Here is a 19,839-nt window from a genome sequence, read left to right as displayed (position 1 = left end):
CCGCGAAACTCAACCGCCGTCCCCGGCCCACCCTGAACCTCGAGACCCCAGCCAACCGGCTGAACCAGCTGCTGCTGCAAACAGCGGCCTAAACCCCTGCGTTGCACTGACTAGTTGACTTTGCCCGTCCGGGACTGCGGCGATCTGCCACTTCGCGGGAGTGGGCCAGCTCAGCCTGCGCGGGTTCCGGGGCCGTGCGCCTTCTGCCGTCCGTCTCGGTGCGTGACGTAGGCGTAGACCATCAAGGCAAGCCCTGCCAGGATCATGACGGCAGGGAAGGCGAAGTCCACGGGGATGAGCACCGCCGTGGCCTGGAGGACGAAGATCAGTCCCATCACCGCGAGGATCCCTGCCGGGATCAAGGGCCACTTCATCCGGGCGGGGTGATCGGCTGCCTCATCAATGCGGACAGGTATCAGGGAAAGCACACCAAAGGTGGCCGCCAGGCCCAGGAAGAGGACCGCGGCGGTGGGCGCGCCCTGCAGCTCCGGCGGGAGGGCCACGATGACCGCCAACGTAAACATGACGCCGGACGGGATCAGGGACCACCAGTTGCCGGGTTCACGCAGGAACACAGCGGCGAACCCAGCACCCATGAACAGGAACAGGAAGGCTGCACCCCAGGCGCCTTCCGTGAGCTCGGTGGTGGTGATGACCGCGGCCAGGCCCAGGAACACGGACCCGGGGATGGCCGCCCACCAGTTCTCCCTGCGCCGGACAAAGAGGGAGAGGAACAGAACGCCCACGGCCGCGAAGATCAGCGGTGCGACGAAGGCCGCTGTATCCATGACGCCAAGCCGGTCCAGCAGCAACAGCACGCCCAGCGAAATGAGGACAACTCCTGCGATGACGCTTCCGTTTGCCGATTTCACCGTGTGCCTCCCGGGTCCGGCAGGCGGCGGTAAACCGCCCTGCTGATTTCAGGCTAGGGCGGGTCCGGAACCGGAAACAGGGCATAAAGGCCCCGCCCTCCACCCGGGCCGCGTGCGGGCGCCGTTATTCATGAAGGGACTTTCAGCCCTATAGCGGGGCCGCGATGATTGGCATTCTTGTTTAAGGCGCCGTCCGGGTCCTCACATTGCGAGGCCGGAGCGGCTTTCCACACGAACCCCAGTCATATTCCGCCGGAGGCACCGTCATAGGATGCCTGCCGGTGTGCAGGCGCACCCTGCAGGCTGGCTGGATTTTGAAAGGACCGGCATGTCCGCTGATATCCGCACGCTCCGTCCCGCTCCGCTGTCGCAGGCCGAAGCAGCGCGCCGAAGGGCGATGCTCCTTCATCCTTCCAATTTCACCCCGGCACAGTCGTCCGCGGATGAATGCGGGAAGCAAGCCGAGGAGCTTGCCGCGCGCTTTGACTGCCTTCACAGGGAGTTCCTGGATCGGGGACTGTCAGCAAACGAAGCACGGACAGAGGTGGCGCGGACGGCCGCACGCGAAATTTGGGACGGGTTCGCCTCGCAGCTGCGGCGGCACCGTGCCGCGGGCCAGCAGATGGACGCCAACGTCCTGGCCGTCGCCCTGGCCTCAATTCAGTGCATGACCCAGGCCCTTCCACGCCATCCGGGCGACCTTGACTACGCCGGCCGCACCGTCAGCACCGCCCGGCGCCGACTCCAGTACAACGGAGGTCTCCTGCACCGCCTGCACCCGCACCGCAACCCTGCCTTCCAGGATGCGGTGACCACGCTTCAGTCGCTGGAGCTCTTCCTCTCCCACCCGCAGCGGAAGGCTGCCTGAATCGGGATGGGGCGATGAGGAACACGGCCACCGCGGACGAATACAAAGCGCTACACAGCGGCGCTGAACCGCCAAACGGCGACGATATCGCCGTCGAGCTTGGCGATGGCGGGTGCAACGTCATCTCCAAGGACAACGGAGGGGTGGTGGGCCGCTGGAGTTCATGGGAGGCTGCGAGTGTGGCCTTGAACCAGCTCCAGCAGCTTGGGGGCCGGTACGAGTACCGGCTGGAGGAGTCCCATCAGTGGGTGAAGGGGCCGGATCACAGCACCACGTGCTCCGTCTGTAATGTCACGCGGGAGATTCCGGCGTCTTCCGGCACAGCGCTGGGAATCGAGTGGCCGTAGGTGCAAGATGAATTACTCAGGTTCTTTCCGAAGGGGCGGCTGCAGGGAGAGGGCAGCTGGGGAGGGCGTCGAACCGACGAGAGCATATTTATGGATACACCAGCAGCACCCGCCGAGGAGTTTCGGTCTCCGGTCCTCCCCATCCGGGTCTTCATCCTCAACGACCACAAAATGGTCCGGCAAGGTCTCGGCGACCTGCTCGAACATGTTGGATTCGACATTGTTGGCGAAAGCGGATCGGCGGTAGAAGCCATCCGCCTTGTCCACATCCTGCAGCCGGACATCGCGGTCCTCGACGACAGGCTGCCGGATGGTACGGGCATTGAGGTGTGCCGGGAACTCCGCTCCACCGCCCCGGAGGTGGGATGCCTGATCCTTACCAGCCTTGATGAACAACACGCCGTCCGGGCTGCGGTCCTGGCAGGCGCCTCAGGGTATGTACTCAAGCGGATCGGAGACCACGACGCACTCATCAACTGCATTCGCAGCACCGTGGCCGGCATTCCACCAATTGGACCCGGAATCAGGGAAAGGGTGGCCGAAAGCCTTTACGCTACTGCCTCCGCACCCTGGCTGAGAGCCATGACCGGGACGGAGCGGAACGTGCTTGCCCTCATGGCGCGCGGGAAGACAAACCGGCAGATCGGGCAGGAGATGGCGCTGCCTGATGCCGCCGTTACCGCCTGCGTGTCCTCCGTGCTCCAGAAGTTGGGCTTCCGGCGGCGGAGCCAGCTGATCCCCGTCCCGATCCCCCGCGCATGGGAACTGCTGCACTGAAAGTCAGCCGGCAGTGGGCGCCGTCCAAATCACGCTGGTACCTTCCCCCAGGGCACTGTCGACGATACAGCTGCCGCCCAGGCGGGCAGCCCGGTTCTTCATGTTGTTCAACCCGCTGACGCGTGCAGGATCCTTGAATCCACGCCCGTTGTCGCTGACCGTCAGGACCACCTCGCCGTCCTGGGCGGCAAGGACGATGGAGATGTCCTCCGATCCGGAATGCCTGACGGCGTTGCTGACGCTTTCGTGAAGCACCCGCAGCAACTGTTCGGCAACCTCATCGCTCACAGCGTCATCGACGGGTCCGGAGAGCTGGATCCTGGGGAGGAACCCGGCCGCGGTGGCAGCTTCCTGGACAGCGCGCAGCACGCGGCCGCTCAGGAGTTCCTGGTCGGGCTCCCTGGCCTGGAGGGAGTAGATGGTGTCCCGGAGCTGGTGGATGCAGTCATCCAGCTCAGACGTGATCCCAGCGATGCGGCGCTCATGGGCAGGCGGGTCCGAGGTGTAGCGGCGCAGTCCCTGGATGCTCAGCCCCGCGGCGAAGAGCCGCTGGATCACCAGGTCGTGCAGGTCGGCTGCAATCCGTTCGCGGTCGATGAACAAGGCGTGCTCTTCGCGCAGTTGGTTCGCCTTGAGCAGGTCCAGCGTCAGGCCTATCCGGGATGCGAACACTGCGCTCTGTTCAACGTCCACCTCCGTATACCGGGATCCACCGGGAGCCCTGGCCAGGATCAATACGCTGTCGCGGTGGCCGTCACTGTTGCTGCCCAGGGCGGCCACCAGGACCGGCCCCAGTTTCTCGGCCGACGTCGGATCGAATACCTGGAGCGGGTCAGCCAGGGCTTTGGACTCCCCCGACTCGAGCACCTCGGACAAGACGGCAGCAGCAGGTAGTTCCTGTCCGCCGGGCATTGACTGCGCGCCCACCAGGGTCCTGCACCTTATGGTTCCGTCCGTACTTGCCGACGCAATCAGCGACAGCACTGAAGCGGAGGCGTTCAGGGCCCGTTCGGCGATCATGTCCAGGTTCTCGGTATCGGACCGTGGCTGGTCCTTCAGGCGGTCACTGACCTCCATACCCGCTTCCAGCCATCGCTGGCGGCGCTTGCTGTCATCGAACAATTTCGCGTTCTGGATGGCCACACCGGCGGCTGCCGCCAAGGCAACAGCCAGGTCTTCGTCCTCAGCCGTGAAATCCTGGTCACCAATTTTTTCCGTGAGGTACAGGTTTCCGAAGACTTCGTTACGGACCCGGACCGGAACGCCCAGGAAGGTGCTCATGGGTGGGTGGTTGGCGGGGAACCCAACCGCGATGGGATGTTCACCCAGGTCATGGAGACGCAACGGTTTGGGTTCGCGGATCAGCTGTCCAAGCACGCCATGGCCGGTGGGCAGGTCGCCGATGACCCGGGCGCCTTCCTGATCGATGCCCACCGTGATGAAGTGGCTGAGCTGCTGGTCATCCCCGATGACACCCAACGCCCCGTAGCGTGCCCCCACAAATTCGCACGCCGACTGGACCAGCCGGTCCAGCACTGCTTCCAGGGTCAGGTCCTCTGTCATGGACACTACTGCGCCGAGCAGCCCCTCAACATGTTCCTGTGCCCGGACAAGATCATCCGCCCGCTCTACGAACTCCCGCAGAAGCTCGCGGGTCCGCCGCCTAATTGGTTCACGCCACATGAAAAACGCTCCGAAATTGAACGCAATCCACGGCGGGCTGCATCACCCCGGATACGATATTTGAAAGCCCCCAGCGTCTCTACCACCATGCTAACAACCCAACCTGCTGTATGGGCTAAACGTTACGCAAGAGGCCTCCCCCGCCGCGCACGCCGCCGCCTGATTGAGCGTCCCTTTGCCGCAGCGATCTTCAGCTGCGGCGCCCTGAAGGGAATGCTGAACCGGTACGCCCGCCTGGAGATGTGGTGGGTGGCGTGCCGGCGCTGTACGGGCGTCGGGGCGGCCGGCAATTGCTGGGCGTCACGGGCGAAGAACCACTGCTTGGCGAGTTCCACCAGCACCAGGTACACCACCACCATGACCAGCAGTGCAAGGAAGAACGGCACCGGAAGGGGGTCGAAGCCCAGCACACCGGCCAGGGGCGAGAGCGGCAGGAACACCCCCACAGCCACCACTCCCAGGGAGGCTGCGAGCAGGCCCGTGGACGGCCGGCTGCGCAGGAACGGGACGCGCCGGGTACGGATGGCAAAGATGATCAGCGTCTGCGTGGCGATGGATTCGATGAACCAGCCGGCCCGGAACTCCCCCGGCGTTGCAGTGAACACAAACAGCATCAGGGCGAAGGTGGCGAAGTCGAACAGCGAACTGATCGGCCCGAAAAGCAGCATGAACCGGCGGATGAACGCGATGTTCCAGTGTGATGGCGCCCGCAGCTGTTCCGGGTCCACGCGGTCGCCCGGGATGGCCAGCTGCCCGGAATCGTAGAGCAGGTTGTTCAGCAGGATCTGGCCGGGCAGCATGGGCAGGAAACTGAGCACCACGGAGGCGGTGGCGGCGCTGAACATGTTGCCGAAGTTGCTGGACGTGCCCATCAGCACGTACTTGATGGTGTTGGCGAAAATCCGCCGGCCCTCCATCACGCCGTCGGCCAGGACGCCGAGGTCCTTGTCCAGGAGGACGACGTCGGCAGCGTCCTTGGCAACGTCCGTTGCGGTATCGACGGAGATGCCGATGTCCGCCTTGTGCAGGGCCAGGGCGTCGTTGACGCCGTCACCCATGAAGCCCACCGCCCCGCCGCTTTGCCGGAGGAGGGTGATGATGCGCGCCTTTTGCTCCGGCGAGACGCGGGCGAAGATGGTGGCCGTGCGCGCGGCGGCGGCAAGTTCGGCGTCGGACATTCCCTCAACCTCCGCGCCCGTGAGCGTGCCGCCGGAAATCACGTCCAGGTCTGCGCAGACCTTCTCCGCCACCTTGGCGTTGTCCCCGGTGGCGAGTTTCACGGAGATGCCCAGTGCCTCCAGCCGGTCCAGTGACTGGCGGGCGTTGGCCTTGGGCCGGTCCAGGAACACCAGGAAGCCGGCAAGGGTGAGGCCGTACTCATGGTCCGCGGTCAGCCGGCCGAGCCCGGGGGCCGGGCGGGTGGCGACGGCAACCACCCGGGCGCCGGCGTCGAACTGTTCATCCAGCCGGGCCTGCACCGCTGGCGGGATGGGGCCGCACAGGGCCAGGACATCCTCCGGTGCGCCCTTGGTGACCAGGAAGGCGGGACCGCCCGCCTCACGGACCAGCACGGTGGTGCGGCGCCGCTGGTGGTCGAACCCGATCAGGTCCAGCCGTTCGTAGCGGGCCGGTTCGAAGCCGGTCGCGCCCGGGCTCTCCCAGAGCGCGGCATCCAGCGGGTTCTGCCCCGCGGAGGAAACCTTCGCTCCCTCATAGTTCGCCTCGGTGGCCAGCAGGCCCAGGGTGAGCAGGCCGTCGTCGGACATTCCATCCCTGGCCGGGACCGCATGGGTGAAACTGATCTTTCCCTCGGTGAGGGTGCCGGTCTTGTCCGTGACCAGGATGTCCATGTCCCCCAGGTCCTCGATGCACACCAGCCGCTTGACCAGGACCTTCTGCTTGGCCAGTTGGCGGGTCCCGGTGGCCAGGCTGGTGCTCACGACGGCGGGCAGCAGCTGCGGCGTGATGCCCACCGCGATGGCAAGGGAGAACAGCAGCGATTCCAGCAGGGGCCGCTGCAGCAGCAGGTTGGCGACAAAGATCAGCGAGGTCAGCACGACGGCCACCTGCAGCAACAGGAACGAGAACCGTTTGAGGCCCAGCTGGAACTCGGTCTGCGGCTGCCGTTCGCCCAGGCCCAGCGCGATCCGGCCGAATTCCGCGCGGCCGCCCGTGGCCACCACCACGCCGCTGCAGCCGCCGGACTGGATCACGGTGCCCATGAACACACAGGAGGCAAGGTCCGCAAGGGAGGCGCCGGCGGGAACGGGGGCCGGGTCCTTGGCGGCGGGCTGGGACTCTCCCGTGAGGATGCTTTCGTCGCAGAGGAGGTTGTTGCTGGTGAGTAGGCGGATGTCCGCCGGGACGATGGCGCCCAGGGAGAGGTGGACGACGTCGCCGGGCACCAGGGCGGTGACGTCCACTTCCCTGGTGGTTCCGTCGCGCTGGACCGCAGCCTTATGGGTGACGCGGGAATGCAGTGCTTCGGAGGCCAGCTCGGCGCGGTATTCATTGGCGAAGCCGAGCCCCACACTGGCCAGCAGGATCACGCCGATGACGATTGAATTGGTGGCGTCGCCAAGGAACAGGGACAACCCGGCGGTGACGATCAGGAGGATGAGGATGGGGCTGGCAAACTGCCGCCCCAGGACCGCCCAGGCGTTGGCGCGGTGCGTGCGGACGGCGTTAGGGCCCAGCTGCTCCAGGCGGGCGTCCGCTTCCTCCCCGCTCAGGCCGCCCACGCCGGACCCCAGGCGTGCCAGCGTTTGCTCGCCCGTCAGGTTCGCGGCGTCCGTGATCGGCAGTTGGAGGGAGCTTCGCTCCCGGACGTTCAGGTCTGTCATACCGGATCCGTTCGGACACGTTGGACTGGAATGTTCCCGTTGCCACTAGGGTACGACGCCGGTCTGACAGTCGCCTGCATGCCGCCCTCAACCCGGCGGGCCCGGGCTTGTGGCGCTGCCCAGGATGTGCGCGATGGGAGGGTTCAACCGCTGCACGGCGAAGCCGAAGCGGTTGTTGTCCTGGACACCGAATCCTGCCGCAGTGACGGCAGCCAGCGTGTCCCGGTTGATGTGGCATCCGCCCATGAACCGGCCCCAGACCGGGGTCAGCACGTCTTCCGCCCTGGCCACAAACGGGTGCTCCGACCGGACGTGTTCGTAGTACGCCAGGGTTCCGCCCGGGTGCAGGACGCGGCGGATCTCCGTAAGCACGGCGGCCTGGTCCTTGACGCTGCAGAGGACAAGGCTGGCCACCACGGCGTCGGCGCTCCCGGTCCCCGGGGGGATGTGCTCTGCGGCCGCGGCAACAACGGTCACCGGGACGCTGGCGGACGCAGCGGCTTGCTGCGCCACGCGTCGCAGATAGTCGTCGGGTTCCAGGGCGAGGACATGGGTGACCGTGGAGGGGTAGAGCGCGAAGGACGATCCTGCCCCCGCGCCGATCTCGATGACGGTTCCCTGCAACCCGGCCAGGATGCGGCGGCGGTGCTCCGCGGCCCCGCGTTTGTCCATGCCGCCCACTGCACGGGCAAAGCCCCTGGCGAAAAGCGGGTGCTGGAGGCCGTCCATCCCGTTGCCTCCCTGGGCTGCTGGCTGCATACCACCCTTCATTACTTGAGGCTGAGCACCTCGTCAATGGGGCGGCCGTTGACGAACACCTGGGCGCTGGTGGCACCGGAAGCGGCCATGGCCGTGTATTCCAGCTGGGCCTTCGCGCGGGGGATGTCGCACACGCCCCCCAGCATGAACTGCCCGGAAAGCCAGGTGGTGATGGTGCTGCCGTTCAGCTCGCCGCCAAGGTATGTGAGGTTTGACTGGTACAGGACGTTGATGAGCCCGGACAGGCCCACGTCGCGGCTCTTGTTGGCGAGCAGGGTCCGGACGCTGGGGCCCACCTGGTCCGTGAACCGGACCGGCGCCGTGGTGGTGGCCACCAGGCTGTCGCCGCAGCCGATCCTGGGCCCGGACACGCCGTTGTCATCCACCGCCACGTAGTAAACAGTCAGCGGGGCCACCTGCTCGGGCAGGCCGGTGGGTTGTGGCTCCTGCGTGGGCTGCGGTTCCTGCGTTGCGGGCGGGCTTGCGGGGGCGGACGACGGCGGCGCGGCAGCTGGGGTGGTGGGCGCGGCTGAGGTGCCGGCGGGCGCTGTTGGGGTCGGCGTGGTGGTGGTGCCCGCCGTCGTGCTTGGACTGGCGCTGCCCGCCGTGGGGCTCGCCGTCGCGCTGGGAGCCGCGGAACTGGTGGTCGGGGACGGGCTGGGCGGGCCGAAGCAGGCGGTGAGGACAAGCAGACCGCTGAGCCCGAGAACGCTGAATGCCGTAAGCCTGGGCCTGGTCATGGTGCCCCCCCTTGAGTGCAGGCACCGCGGGTGCGGGACCCACATTCAAGCTACGCCTGAGGGTTACTCCACAACAGGGACTAAAGTCCGAGGTGGTGGCGCCGCGTTTGCATGACTTATAGGTCTTCGGCTGGTGTCGGGACCTGCTATTGCAGGGTTTCCTGACTTTCCAGGGCCATAAGTCACGCAAACGCGTTGGGCAAACGGACCGGCGGGACCTTCGGCTCTTCATGCGCCGGAGGCCACGTGGCATCTTTGCGGCTATGTCGACGAAGCCCGGCAGACGGTGGCAGCTCCTGGCTGCATCACTCGCAGGACAGGTCTTGGCCTATTGGCTGTGGCGTCCGACCATGCTGCGGTGGGGAACAGAGGGGGCGGAAGCCGTGGAGCCGCTGCCCGGCGATGACTTGAAACCACTGCCGGCGTTCCAGAGCACCCGGGCCATCACCATCGACGCCCCACCGGAAAGCGTCTGGCCGTGGATCGTGCAGATGGGGATCTACCGCGCAGGCTTCTACACCCATGACTGGCTTGAACGCGCGATGTTCCGGGCCCGGTACGTTGAGGGGAAGCATTCGGCAACGCGCATCCATCCGGACCTTCAGGACCTCAAGGTAGGCGACCAGGTGCCGTACGGCGGAGGTGTCTGCGCCACCGTGACCGGACTCGAGCCGAACAGGCACCTGGTGGCGGGAGAACAGTTCATCCTGCGGCCCCTCACGGGGAACCGTACACGCTTCATCATCCGGTACCGCGGCGCGGGATACCTCAGCGCTGCGGCTCAAGGCGCCGCTCCCGACGCCCCGGCGGTGACCCGCGCCCTGGCGTCCACCCTCCAGAAGGTGCCGGGCGCCCTGTTGCTGGCGTGCGCCGTCGACCTTTTCATCGGGGACCCGCTGCACCATTTCATGGAAGTCGGCGTGCTCCGCGGGGTCAAGCGTCGCGCGGAATCCAGTTACGGAAGCGCCACGGCTGGCGGAACGTCCCAAACACGTGGCGCCCGGGGACATGGGTTGATGTCGCCGTTGGTGTTGGTGAACGCCTGCCCGTCATTCCGCAGGGCGTACTGGCGGGGGAAGTACTGGTCGGAGGTGGCGGACGTGACCGGTTGGTCCGGTTCCGCGTATTCGACGGCGGGATCCCGGCCCAGGGCGTCCGCGAGCCGGAGTTCCGTGCCGGCCGGCACGCTGACCAGGTGTGCGCCCGTGCTGCCGATGCCGGAACCTTGACGGAGCCCGTGCCGGACCAGGACGCCGGCCGCGGCATTGTCGTCGCGGAACTTGGCGAGGATCTGCCCTGCCGGGGCTGCGGGATCGGCCGCCGCGCTGCCGGGAATGGCAAAGGTGAGAGCGCCCGGGGCCATGGCAGCTGCCGTGAGACCGGCCAGGAAGCGTTTTTTCATAGGGGCTATCGTGGTCCCCGCCCGTACCGGCCGGATAGGGGTAAAAGCCCCTGAACGCCGGACCCTGGGCGCTCAAGGCGCGTCCCGCCGTCGTACTCCTGCCGTGGCATTGTGCGCCTTGGGGGCCGGAGATACGATGCTGCCGGGGAGAGGTTCTTGGCTCGCGAGACGTCCGATTGGGGCCGTGCAATGACCGACTTCTTCACAATGCTGCCCGGCGAGACAGCGCCACCCGTCCCGGCAGGCCCCGTCCTGTGCGGCGGCACGGCGGACATGCGCCGGATCCACCGCTTCTTCCTGTGGGCCTACGGCGAGGCACCCGGCCTGGTGCGGTCCGTCGCGGCGGGAGACACCGCCCGCGCCGCGTACGTGGGGGAAGTGCTGGGGAACTTCGACAAGGTGCTCCATGTCCACCATGAGGGCGAGGACCTGCTCATGTATCCGCAGCTGAAGGAGCGGGCACCGGCATGCGCGTTGCACGTGGGGCAGATGCTTGAGCAGCACAGGCAGGTCACGCAGCGGCTCGAGGCGATTGAACCGGTCCGCCTTCGCTGGATGCAGGGGGCGGATGAGGAGCCCGCCGCGGAACTCGCTGCCCGCTACGAGGACCTCGCCAGCGTCCTTGGCACGCACCTGCGCCGCGAGGTCACCGAGATGATGCCGGTTGCCGACAGGGTGCTGACCGGGAAGGAAATGCGGGAGGCCGGGCAGCACGGCATCAAGCAGCTCGACAAGAAATTCCTGGTGGGGTACCTCGGGATGGTGCTGGCCACCAACCCGCCTGCGGACCGGAAGGAACTGTTCAAGGAGATCCCTCCCCCGGTCCGGCTGGCCTACCGGCTGGTGGGGCGTCGGCTGTACCGGAAGCAGTACGCCACGCTCTTCCCTGGCCGCCCGATTCCCGCGACGTTGTAGGCGCTCTTTGGAAGGATGATCATGATATTGCCTGCAATCGGCCTCCTGCTTTGGATCGCCGTCCTGTTCGTTGTTTTTGTACTGGGCGGCTCCCTGTGGGTGCTGTCCAGGATCATCACGTGGCTGATGGACCTGGCACCCGGGATCAGCGGGCGCAGGGCACCCCTGAAGGCCACGCCAAGCCCTGCGCCGGTTTCTGCCGGCCCCGGGCGGGCTGTTCCGGCCCGGGCTCAGGCGCACGGCCCAGCGCCTTCGCACGGCCCAGCTCCGGCGCGCGCCACCTCCCACAGCCAGGGATCACCCGGTCTCTGGCCCAAGTGGACTCCGTCCCACCGCCGGTACAAGGACGAAGAACTGAGCCTTTGGCAGGATCAGTTCGACGCCCTTGCGTCCCACAGGTTCAGCGGCTGAAGCCAAGTGGCGGCATTACGACGGCGGGACGCCGGCTATGTGCAAGCCGCCCGCCGTCGTAATTTATTCAGAGCGCGCCGCTAGATGCAGGCGGGCTGGTAGGCCGGGTCCGCGGGGCCGGATGCCTGGCCCAGTGCGTTGGCGACAAGCTGGTGGACGACGGGGTCGTTGGGCGTCTGGTCGTGCTCGAAGACATCGGCCGGGCACTTGTCCTGGATGGTGATGTTGGTGACCTGCCGCGCTGCGCCGTTGAGGAACTGGCTGTTGTAGGGGATGACCACTTCGTCATGGACCGTGGAGATGACGGTGTAGGCCGGCCCGGCGACCGTATCGCCGTTGGCGTTGAGCTGCTGCATGAATGCCGAACCCGCCTGCTGGTCGGCGCAGGCGGCACAGCCGGCCGCGGTGTAGTCAGGCGTGGGCACCAGGTCCGGCGGCGGCAGGATCACGCCTTTAGTGCCGTGGTTGGACGGGGCGATGCCGACGAGTTGATGGACGTACTTCGCTCCACCCAGGAACCCCATGTAGTACCGGGGCATCATGCCGCCCTGGCTGTGGCCCACCAGGTTCACCTGCTTTGCACCGGTGGCGGAGCGGACCGCGTCAACGAAAGGGGCGAGCTGCTTGGCGGATTCAACGACGGGTGCGGTGGCATACACGCCGTTGGTTTCGCCGTAGTTAAGGGCGAAGACGCAGTACCCCTCGCTCTTGAGGTACGGCGAGAGGGTGGACCAGTTCTTCTCCATGCTCTCGAACGTCCCAGGCACCAGGATCACCGGGTACGGATGGTTCGCGGACGGTTTGCAAGACCAGTCGTTGGCTCCCGGTGGCGAAATATCGACGGCCTGGGCGGGAACCGCCACCAGGGATGAGGCCAGGATGGCGGTGGCTGCAACGGACAGGGCCCGGGTAAGGAATGACATGGAAACCTCTTTGTTCGTCTGTCTCAGGGACGGCCGGGTGCTGATGGACTTTTGCGTCTGTCAGGGCTGCGGCCGGGTTCTCCATGCTGGCAGCGAAGCAGCCCGAGGGGACCGGAACTGAACGAACGTGCGCCGAATCGGGTCTTTTACCTGGTGGAAGATTCCTGGGGGTTCCAGTGGCGGCGCGCGTCTTGTTACTGGTGAGTAGGCAATTGACCGGCGTCGGGCGCGAACGGACCAGGCACTGCGATCTGCACAAACGTGCAACGCGCAAGGTGCGGCACGCGCCCGCGGGCCAAGCTTGGCGGCGCCTGCCTATCCGAACAGCGGCGTTCCGGCGCTGCTGGGGAAATGTCGGGCCCGTCCCCTAGAGTGAATCCACAGAAAGAGCCCACAAATCACGGGACCCGCATGGACTTCTACGCCATTAATTCCCTGCGCGAAAACCACGCAGGTTGGTCGCTCCTCCGCGCCCAGAACGCTCCGCTGGCACTGGCTTTCTTCATGGCTGCGTTCACGGGACCAAACCAGCGCAACCTCGGCCGGCAGGAGCTGATCGACGTCCTCGACGACGTGCTCTTTGGCCTGCGGGACAGCGAAGGGGAAAACCGGTTCCCGCGCCCCGCCGGCGAGTACCTGGACGACTGGGCCGCCGACGAAAGGAAGTGGCTGCGCAAGTACTACCCGCAAGGAGAGGACGAGCCGCACTACGACCTCACGGCGGCAGCAGAGGACGTGGTCCGCTGGGTGGAGAGCCTCCGCGGCAGGGACTTCGTCGCCACCCAGTCCCGGCTCACCAGCATCTTCGCTGTCCTCAAGCAGCTCGTCCAGCAGTCGGAGACGGACCCCGAGGTCCGGCTCGCCGAGCTGCAGCGCCAGCGGGACGGGATCGACGCCGAGATGCAGCGGATCCGCGACGGCAACATCCGCGTCATGACCGGCCCCGAAGCCCTGGACCACCTCCAGCAACTCACTGCCCTGGCCAAGGATTTGCTGGCCGATTTCCGTGAGGTGGAGCAGAACTTCCGCAGGCTCGACCGGCAGGTGCGCGAACAGATCGCCACCTGGGACGGGACCCAGGGCGAACTGCTGCAGTCGATCTTCGACAACCAGCAGGACATCAGCAGCTCCCTCCAGGGCCGCACCTTCCAGGGCTTCTGGGACTACCTCATGTCCCCACAGCTGCGCACCGAACTGCAGGACCTGCTGCAACGAGCCACCCGGATCGAGGCCCTCGCCCGGGCCGACGGCCTGCACGCTGTGGCCAACCTGCACCAGGACTGGCTGCCCGCCGTCGAGCAGACGCAGGCCACCGTCCGGCAGCTGTCCCAGCAGATGCGCCGGCTCCTGGATGACAAGGTGTTCCTGGAGAACAAACGGATCATGCAGCTGATCCGCAGCATCGAATCCGGTGCGCTGGGCACCCGGGAGGCGCCGCCGTCGGGCGCCTTTTTGGAAATCGACGCGCCGTCGGTGGACGTGGTGCTGCCGTTTGAGCGGCCGCTGTATGAGCCCAGCCGCAAGGTGCTGGTGGACGACACCATCAAAACAGCCGATGACGCTGACGTGGACGCCGCCGCCCTGTTCAACCAGTTCTTCGTGGACAAGGAACGGCTCAAGGCAAATATCGACGCCGTCCTGGCCGAGGCGGACCAGGCCACCCTCGCAGAGATCACCCTGGCCTACCCGCTTTCCCAGGGACTCGCCGAGGTGGTGGCCTACTACCAGCTGGCCACCGAGTCGGACTGGGCCACCATCAACCCCGGACAGTCCCAGCACCTGTCGTGGCGACTGCCGGACGGCACCATCCGTGAAGCCGCCATCGAGCAGATCATCTTCGGAAGGCCGGCATGAATCCCGCCACCAACCAAACGGAAACCCACACGCCCGAGGAACTTCCCGCCGTCGTCACCCGGCTTTTCAAGGGCGTGCTCTACGCGGAGAACGACGAGAAAGTATGGCAGTCCCTGCTGGGCCTGACATCGCACGTCCGCGACTACGTTGCCGTCCTGGGCCTGGAGCTGATCCTCGACGAGTCCGAAGGCTACGCTTTCCTGCGCTCACGGGAGGATCCGGACCTGGCGCTCCCCCGGCTCATCGCCCGCCGCTCGCTCACCTTTAACGTCAGCCTGCTGCTGGCCCTGCTCCGCCGCCGCATGATGGAGTTCGACATCAACAGCAGCGAAGTCCGGCTCATCATGACGGAGCAGGATATCGAGGACATGGTCTCGCTGTTCCGGCCGGATTCCAGCAACGAGGCCAGGACCCTGGACCGCCTCCGGGCTGACATCAGGAAAGTGGTGGAGCTTGGCTTCCTGCGGAAACTGAAGGGGCAGGCTGACACGTACGAGGTGGCGCGCATCCTGAAGGCCTACGTGGATGCGCAATGGCTGGAGGAGTTCGACGCGCGGCTGGCTGACTACCGTGCGACGCTCGCCGGGGAGCCGCTGGCCGGAGGCGCGGACCGTACCGGAGCGGAGGAGGGCAAGTGACGGCGGAAATCACCACGGACCTGCAGGAGAGCCTGTTCAGCCTGGATGAAACGGCGGACGACGCCGGCACTCCCCCGGGCTTCCGGCTGCACCGCCTGGAGCTGCTCAACTGGGGCACATTCCACCAGGGCGTGCGCACGTTCCGGCTGGACGGGGCCAACAGCCTGCTGACCGGAGACATCGGCTCCGGCAAATCCACCGTGGTGGATGCCATCACCACCCTGTTGCTGCCCGCGCACAAGATCGACTACAACAAGGCGGCGGGAGCGCAGAAGAAAGAGCGCTCCCTGATGTCATACGTCCGCGGCTACCACAAGAGCGCCCGGAGCACCGGCGGAGAATACTCCAAACCCGTGGCGCTGCGCGGGACGGGCCAGCTGACAGTGGTGCTGGGCGTCTTCCACAACGCGGTGCTGGGCAAATGGATCACGCTCGGCATCACGTTGTGGGCAACCCAGGAGGCAGGTCAGCCTGTCCGCTTCTACACTCTGGCGGAAACGGACCAGTCCATCGCGGCGGACTTCTCCAACTTTGGGCAGGATCCCCTGAAGCTCAAGAAGAAACTCCGCGGCGCCGGTGTTTCTGTTCATGATTCCTTTGAGCCGTACGCGGCCGCGTTCAAGCGCCACTTCGGCATCAGCGGGAACCAGGCCATGGAGCTCTTCCACCGGACCGTGTCCATGAAGCAGGTGGAAAACATCACCTCGTTCGTGCGCAGCAACATGCTGGAAGAGGACGACGTTGCCACCCGGATCACCAACCTGATCCACCACTTCGACGACCTGAAGAAAGCCCACGACGCCGTCCTCCGCGCCAAGGACCAGATCGGACTGTTGACGCCAATCAGGGACGGTGCCGCCCAGCACGCAAAGCTTTCGGGTGAGGACCACTTCGCACGCCGGCAGCGGGACCAGCTGCACCCCTGGTTCACCCACCGGAAGCTGCAGCTGAGCCTGGAGCACCAAGCCGAGCTGGAGCGGACCGGCAACCGTCTGGTGGAGGACAGCACCCGGCTCAAGGCCGAGGTGGCACAGCTGCGCCGGGATCTTTACGGGGTGGAGGAGGACATCCGTACCAATGGCGGAGGGCGGCTCGCAGCGATCGACGCGGACCTCTCACGGCTCGCCGACGAATCCGCAGCCCAGCGGCAGCGGTTCGAGACGTACGCCTCCGCCGCCAGGGATCTCGGGTTGCACACTCCGGATGACCGCGTGCTGTTCGATGCGAACCGTGCACGGCTGGCCGGCGTGGAACAGGACCTGGGCCGCCAGGCGGGCGAACTACAAACCGGCATTACCGGGCTGTCCATGCAGCAAGCCGAGCTCCAGGGGAAGGCAGCCGACATCGCCGCCGAACTGACCAGCCTGCAGGCCCGGCGCAATTTGATCCCCCTCCCCCAGCTGGAAATCCGCCGCCGGCTTTGTGAAGGAACGGGGATCAAGGACACCGAACTGCCGTACGTTGGCGAGCTGCTGCGGGTCCGCGAGGGCGAGGGCGCCTGGGAGGGCGCCGCGGAACGGACATTGCGTGGATTCGCGTTGTCCCTCATGGTGCCCGCTGGGCATTACCCCGCGGTAAGCAGTTGGGTGGACGCCAACAACCTGCGCGGCAGGCTGGTGTACCTGCGGGTAGCGGACTCGTACTCACCCAAGACGCTGGAGCCCGGGACACTCGCAGCCAAGATCGCCATCAAGCAGGGCACGCCGTTCCGGGATTTCCTGCAGGACGAACTCAGCAGCCGGTTCGACTACTTCTGCTGCGAGGACCTGGCTGATTTCCGCCGCCATCCCAAGGCACTCACGGTGAACGGGCAGCTCAAAGGTGCCCGCGGCCGGCACGAAAAGGACGACCGGAAGGACCTGGCCGACCGGCGCAGCTACGTCCTGGGGTGGGACAACCACGACAAGATTGCCCGCTTCCGGGCCGCGCAGGATGAGGTCCAGGGCCGATTGAAGGTGGCGGCCACGGAGCTCGGCAAGGTGACCGACCGGCTGGGCCTGATCGGCCGGCAGAACCGGCAACTCGGCACCATCGCCTCGGTGCGGGACTTCAGCGAGGTCAGCTGGCAGCTCACCGCGCGCAGAATCGAGGACCTGAAGGCGGAGAAGGGGGAGCTCGAGTCCACCAGCGACATCCTGCGGCAGCTCATGGCCAAGCAGTCCCAGGTGACAGCAGAGCTGGACCGCGCGGAAGACAAGGCGGGCAAGCTGCAGCAGCGGCTGGGTGCCAACGACAAGGACGCCCGGGACATAGCCGACGCAATCGCGGAGTGCCGGACTGTCCTGGCCGAAACACCGGTGACCGACGACGGCGAAGTGCTCGCCGCCGTCGAACGCCTCACCAGCCAGGCCCTGGGCGAAAAGCCCCTGACCCACAAGAACACCGGGACCGTGGAAAGTACGGTGCGGTCAGGCCTGACGGACGCCATCGATGCCCTGGCCAAGCGCATCGCGCGCGCAGCGGAGGGCACCGTCCGCCAGATGGCGGACTTCCGCAACAAATACCCGAACGAGACCACCGACTTCGATGCGGCGTTGGACGCAGCGCCGGACTACAACCGCCTGCTCGAGCAACTTGTCAGCAATGACCTTCCGCGGTTCGAGGCCCGGTTCAAGGAGTCGCTGAACCAGAACACCATCCACGAGGTAGTGGCCTTCAACGCGTTCCTGGACAGCCGGCGGCAGGACATCATCAACCGGATCGGCGAGATCAACCAGTCGCTGGCGGGGATCCCCTACAACACGGGGCGCCACATCCAGCTGGAGCACCAGTCAGCCTCGGACCAGGATGTGCGCGAGTTCGGCAGCGACCTGCGCGCATGCTCGGAGGGGACCATCGGTGACGAAGACCAATACTCGGAGCAGAAGTACCTGCAGGTGGAGCGGCTGATCGAACGGTTCCGGGGCCGGGACGGCCTGACCGAGCTGGACCGGAGATGGACTTCGAAGGTCACGGATGTGCGGAACTGGTTCACGTTTTCAGCCTCCGAGAAGTGGACGGAAAACGGCGAGGAGTACGAGCACTTCACCGATTCCGGCGGTAAATCCGGGGGCCAGAAGGAGAAGCTGGCCTACACCATCCTCGCGGCGGCATTGGCGTTCCAGTTCGGGCTGGGCTCCGGCAAGGGTGCTGGCCGCAACGCAGGAAGTGGGCGGAGCTTCCGGTTCGTGGTGATTGACGAGGCGTTCGGCCGCGGCTCGGACGAGTCGGCACGGTACGGGCTGGAGCTCTTCCAGCGCATGAAACTGCAGCTGCTGATCGTCACTCCCCTGCAGAAAATCCACGTCATCGAGCCGTTCGTCTCCCACGTGGGTTTCGTGGCCAACACCAACGGCGACGATTCACAGCTGCGCAACATGACCATCCAGGAGTATCGCGAAGAGAAGGACCGGCATGGCCGATAGGGCCTGGACCACCCTGTCCGGGTTGCGCGCCCAGTCGCGGAAGGCGTGGAACAGCGGCGCACTGCTGCGGGAGGTGCTTTCTCCTTCGGGCAGCTATCCACGGCGGCGGGTCCTGAAACGCCCGACGGCGGCGGAGCTGTTGGGCGATTATGCGGCGGTCCGTGCCTGGGCGGCAGAGCTGACCTCCGGGGTGGGCCATTATCAACTGGAGATGATGGAGGTTGGGCGCCGCACAGTTGGTTCCAACCGGATTCCGGCCGCGGCTGTGTTTGTTTCTGTTGAGGACGAAGTTTCGTTCCTTGGCAAAACCCGGGATGCCGCCAGCTTTCGCCGACTGGCCGAGGATCTTGGGGTACTCGATCCCTTGCTGCTGAACTGGGCTGGGCGCCGCCCGCTGAAGCTGCTCGAGCTGGGCCCTGACGCTGTGGCGGCCGCCAGGGTGGCACTTTGGCTGCGGGACCATGCGGCGCCGGGGATCTACGTCCGGCAGCTGGTCCTTCCGGGCGTGCACACCAAGTTCATCGAGCGGCACCGGCAGGTTGTTGACCAGCTGCTGGCGGCCCTTACTGCCACGTCCGAGCCTAACGACCTGGCTGTGCCTGATCCCGCAGCTGAAGCTCCCGGGACTGACGCCGCCCTGGAGGACGGCGCGGGCCGCACTCCTGCCTCCCGCTTCGCCATGCGGCACGGCTTTCTCCACCCGCCGGAGCTGGTCCGGTTCCGGCTGCTGGACCCGGCTCACGAAGTGCTTGGCGGCGCGCGCGACGTCACCGTCACCGCTGACGCGTTCAGTTCGCTGCAGCTGCCCGTGGACACGGTGATCGCCACCGAGAACCAGGTGAACTTCCTGGCCCTGCCGGAGCGGCCCGGAGCGCTGGCTCTCTATGGCGCGGGCTATGGGTTCTCGTCGCTGCGCGACGCGGTCTGGCTGCGTGGCTGCCGGGTCCTGTACTGGGGCGACCTTGACACCCACGGCTTCCGGATCCTGGACCAGTTGCGGTCTGTCCATCCGCATGTGGAGAGCGTGCTGATGGATGAGGAGACGCTCCTGGCGCACCGGGACCTCTGGGGACGGGAGCCGTCGCCTTCTAAGGCGCCGCTTGGGCGTCTGACGCCGGCAGAGGCAGCCCTGTATGAGGCCCTCGGGAACAATAAGTACGGCAGCAACATGCGCCTGGAGCAGGAGCTGATCGGCTGGGATTGGGCTGCACGGCAATTGTCCGCAGGATGACTGCACTTCAGGCGGACATCGGAAAGGCGCTGGCAGCGTTGCGGCCCGCCAGTTTCAGCCCCTCGCGACATCAGCTCACAGCTGGGCACCACCACCATCGATGCGGGACCGGAAAGAGCGGATCTTTTCATGGGGTCATCACGCGCTACCGGGCCTCGTCTGGATAGGGGCA

At 66.2% G+C, this 19,839-nt stretch carries 16 protein-coding genes; 9 read left to right on the top strand and 7 right to left on the bottom strand.

Translation table 11 applies throughout. The features are described 5' to 3' along the window. Positions 1-170: 170 nt before the first annotated feature. Positions 171-872, bottom strand: coding sequence for a hypothetical protein (locus IEW19_RS16295; protein ID WP_188572642.1), 702 nt, complete (start codon positions 870-872; stop codon positions 171-173). 328 nt (positions 873-1,200) lie between these two features. Between IEW19_RS16295 and IEW19_RS16290 the strand changes: the two genes are divergently transcribed. The 3 genes from IEW19_RS16290 (at position 1,201) to IEW19_RS16280 (ending at position 2,864) form a co-directional block, all read left to right on the top strand. Then, positions 1,201-1,740: a hypothetical protein gene (locus tag IEW19_RS16290; protein ID WP_188572641.1), complete on the top strand. Its 540-nt coding sequence runs from the start codon at positions 1,201-1,203 to the stop codon at positions 1,738-1,740. A gap of 14 nt (positions 1,741-1,754) precedes the next feature. Next, the gene (locus tag IEW19_RS16285; RefSeq protein WP_229748523.1) at positions 1,755-2,087 is read left to right on the top strand and encodes a hypothetical protein; all 333 of its coding nucleotides are present in this window, start codon (positions 1,755-1,757) and stop codon (positions 2,085-2,087) included. 90 nt (positions 2,088-2,177) lie between these two features. Continuing rightward, positions 2,178-2,864 (top strand): response regulator transcription factor, encoded by a 687-nt coding sequence (locus IEW19_RS16280; protein WP_188572640.1) that lies wholly within the window; start codon positions 2,178-2,180, stop codon positions 2,862-2,864. 3 nt (positions 2,865-2,867) lie between these two features. Here IEW19_RS16280 and IEW19_RS16275 read toward each other — a convergent pair whose 3' ends face one another. The 5 genes from IEW19_RS16275 to IEW19_RS16255 all read right to left on the bottom strand — a co-directional run bounded on the left by IEW19_RS16275 (position 2,868) and on the right by IEW19_RS16255 (position 10,291). Further along, positions 2,868-4,547 (bottom strand): GAF domain-containing sensor histidine kinase, encoded by a 1,680-nt coding sequence (locus IEW19_RS16275; RefSeq protein WP_188572639.1) that lies wholly within the window; start codon positions 4,545-4,547, stop codon positions 2,868-2,870. Positions 4,548-4,669: 122 nt separating this feature from the next. Beyond that, positions 4,670-7,390 carry a magnesium-translocating P-type ATPase gene (mgtA, locus tag IEW19_RS16270; protein ID WP_188572638.1) on the bottom strand — a complete coding sequence of 907 codons (2,721 nt, stop codon included), beginning with the start codon at positions 7,388-7,390 and terminating at the stop codon, positions 4,670-4,672. Between the two features lie 87 nt (positions 7,391-7,477). Then, positions 7,478-8,149 carry a class I SAM-dependent methyltransferase gene (locus IEW19_RS16265; RefSeq protein ID WP_229748522.1) on the bottom strand — a complete coding sequence of 224 codons (672 nt, stop codon included), beginning with the start codon at positions 8,147-8,149 and terminating at the stop codon, positions 7,478-7,480. Between the two features lie 11 nt (positions 8,150-8,160). Further along, on the bottom strand, positions 8,161-8,889 hold the full coding sequence (locus IEW19_RS23605) for a hypothetical protein (RefSeq protein WP_229748521.1): 729 nt from the start codon (positions 8,887-8,889) through the stop codon (positions 8,161-8,163). Between the two features lie 955 nt (positions 8,890-9,844). Then, positions 9,845-10,291: a S8 family serine peptidase gene (locus IEW19_RS16255; RefSeq protein ID WP_188572637.1), complete on the bottom strand. Its 447-nt coding sequence runs from the start codon at positions 10,289-10,291 to the stop codon at positions 9,845-9,847. A 189-nt stretch (positions 10,292-10,480) separates the two neighbouring features. On the opposite strand from IEW19_RS16255, the gene IEW19_RS16250 reads away from it, so the two are divergent. Together IEW19_RS16250 and IEW19_RS16245 are read left to right on the top strand one after the other, a co-directional pair. Next, positions 10,481-11,206 (top strand): hemerythrin domain-containing protein, encoded by a 726-nt coding sequence (locus IEW19_RS16250; RefSeq protein ID WP_188572636.1) that lies wholly within the window; start codon positions 10,481-10,483, stop codon positions 11,204-11,206. Between the two features lie 21 nt (positions 11,207-11,227). Further along, positions 11,228-11,617, top strand: a complete 390-nt coding sequence (locus IEW19_RS16245) for a hypothetical protein (RefSeq protein ID WP_188572635.1) — start codon at positions 11,228-11,230, stop codon at positions 11,615-11,617. A gap of 80 nt (positions 11,618-11,697) precedes the next feature. On the opposite strand, the gene IEW19_RS16240 is transcribed toward IEW19_RS16245, so the two are convergent. Further along, positions 11,698-12,540 carry an esterase/lipase family protein gene (locus tag IEW19_RS16240; protein WP_188572634.1) on the bottom strand — a complete coding sequence of 281 codons (843 nt, stop codon included), beginning with the start codon at positions 12,538-12,540 and terminating at the stop codon, positions 11,698-11,700. Positions 12,541-12,951: 411 nt separating this feature from the next. Between IEW19_RS16240 and IEW19_RS16235 the strand changes: the two genes are divergently transcribed. The 4 genes from IEW19_RS16235 to IEW19_RS16220 are packed head-to-tail and all read left to right on the top strand — an operon-like array spanning position 12,952 to position 19,667. After that, positions 12,952-14,394 carry a DUF3375 domain-containing protein gene (locus IEW19_RS16235; protein WP_188572633.1) on the top strand — a complete coding sequence of 481 codons (1,443 nt, stop codon included), beginning with the start codon at positions 12,952-12,954 and terminating at the stop codon, positions 14,392-14,394. Beyond that, positions 14,391-15,032: a DUF4194 domain-containing protein gene (locus IEW19_RS16230; protein WP_188572632.1), complete on the top strand. Its 642-nt coding sequence runs from the start codon at positions 14,391-14,393 to the stop codon at positions 15,030-15,032. The genes IEW19_RS16235 and IEW19_RS16230 overlap by 4 nt, the downstream gene beginning before the upstream one ends. Continuing rightward, positions 15,029-18,436, top strand: coding sequence for an ATP-binding protein (locus tag IEW19_RS16225; RefSeq protein ID WP_188572631.1), 3,408 nt, complete (start codon positions 15,029-15,031; stop codon positions 18,434-18,436). The genes IEW19_RS16230 and IEW19_RS16225 overlap by 4 nt, the downstream gene beginning before the upstream one ends. Further along, positions 18,426-19,667, top strand: coding sequence for a Wadjet anti-phage system protein JetD domain-containing protein (locus tag IEW19_RS16220; RefSeq protein WP_188572630.1), 1,242 nt, complete (start codon positions 18,426-18,428; stop codon positions 19,665-19,667). The genes IEW19_RS16225 and IEW19_RS16220 overlap by 11 nt, the downstream gene beginning before the upstream one ends. The last annotated feature ends 172 nt before the right edge of the window (positions 19,668-19,839 follow it).

Source organism: Arthrobacter liuii (assembly GCF_014639275.1).
GTDB lineage: Bacteria > Actinomycetota > Actinomycetes > Actinomycetales > Micrococcaceae > Arthrobacter > Arthrobacter liuii.
Note: the sequence above shows the minus strand (reverse complement) of the source record. Positions and strands in the feature narration are given on the sequence as shown.

Bases quoted from the DNA above. Each gene is read 5' to 3' on its own strand.
- IEW19_RS16285 (WP_229748523.1), top strand. From the start codon at position 1,755: ATGAGGAACACGGCCACCGCGGACGAATACAAAGCGCTACACAGCGGC.
- IEW19_RS16275 (WP_188572639.1), bottom strand. From the start codon at position 4,547: ATGTGGCGTGAACCAATTAGGCGGCGGACCCGCGAGCTTCTGCGGGAG.
- IEW19_RS16230 (WP_188572632.1), top strand. From the start codon at position 14,391: ATGAATCCCGCCACCAACCAAACGGAAACCCACACGCCCGAGGAACTT.
- IEW19_RS16290 (WP_188572641.1), top strand. From the start codon at position 1,201: ATGTCCGCTGATATCCGCACGCTCCGTCCCGCTCCGCTGTCGCAGGCC.
- IEW19_RS16235 (WP_188572633.1), top strand. From the start codon at position 12,952: ATGGACTTCTACGCCATTAATTCCCTGCGCGAAAACCACGCAGGTTGG.
- IEW19_RS16245 (WP_188572635.1), top strand. From the start codon at position 11,228: ATGATATTGCCTGCAATCGGCCTCCTGCTTTGGATCGCCGTCCTGTTC.
- IEW19_RS16255 (WP_188572637.1), bottom strand. From the start codon at position 10,291: ATGAAAAAACGCTTCCTGGCCGGTCTCACGGCAGCTGCCATGGCCCCG.
- IEW19_RS16250 (WP_188572636.1), top strand. From the start codon at position 10,481: ATGACCGACTTCTTCACAATGCTGCCCGGCGAGACAGCGCCACCCGTC.
- IEW19_RS23605 (WP_229748521.1), bottom strand. From the start codon at position 8,889: ATGACCAGGCCCAGGCTTACGGCATTCAGCGTTCTCGGGCTCAGCGGT.
- IEW19_RS16265 (WP_229748522.1), bottom strand. From the start codon at position 8,149: ATGCAGCCAGCAGCCCAGGGAGGCAACGGGATGGACGGCCTCCAGCAC.
- IEW19_RS16220 (WP_188572630.1), top strand. From the start codon at position 18,426: ATGGCCGATAGGGCCTGGACCACCCTGTCCGGGTTGCGCGCCCAGTCG.
- IEW19_RS16240 (WP_188572634.1), bottom strand. From the start codon at position 12,540: ATGTCATTCCTTACCCGGGCCCTGTCCGTTGCAGCCACCGCCATCCTG.
- mgtA (WP_188572638.1), bottom strand. From the start codon at position 7,390: ATGACAGACCTGAACGTCCGGGAGCGAAGCTCCCTCCAACTGCCGATC.
- IEW19_RS16280 (WP_188572640.1), top strand. From the start codon at position 2,178: ATGGATACACCAGCAGCACCCGCCGAGGAGTTTCGGTCTCCGGTCCTC.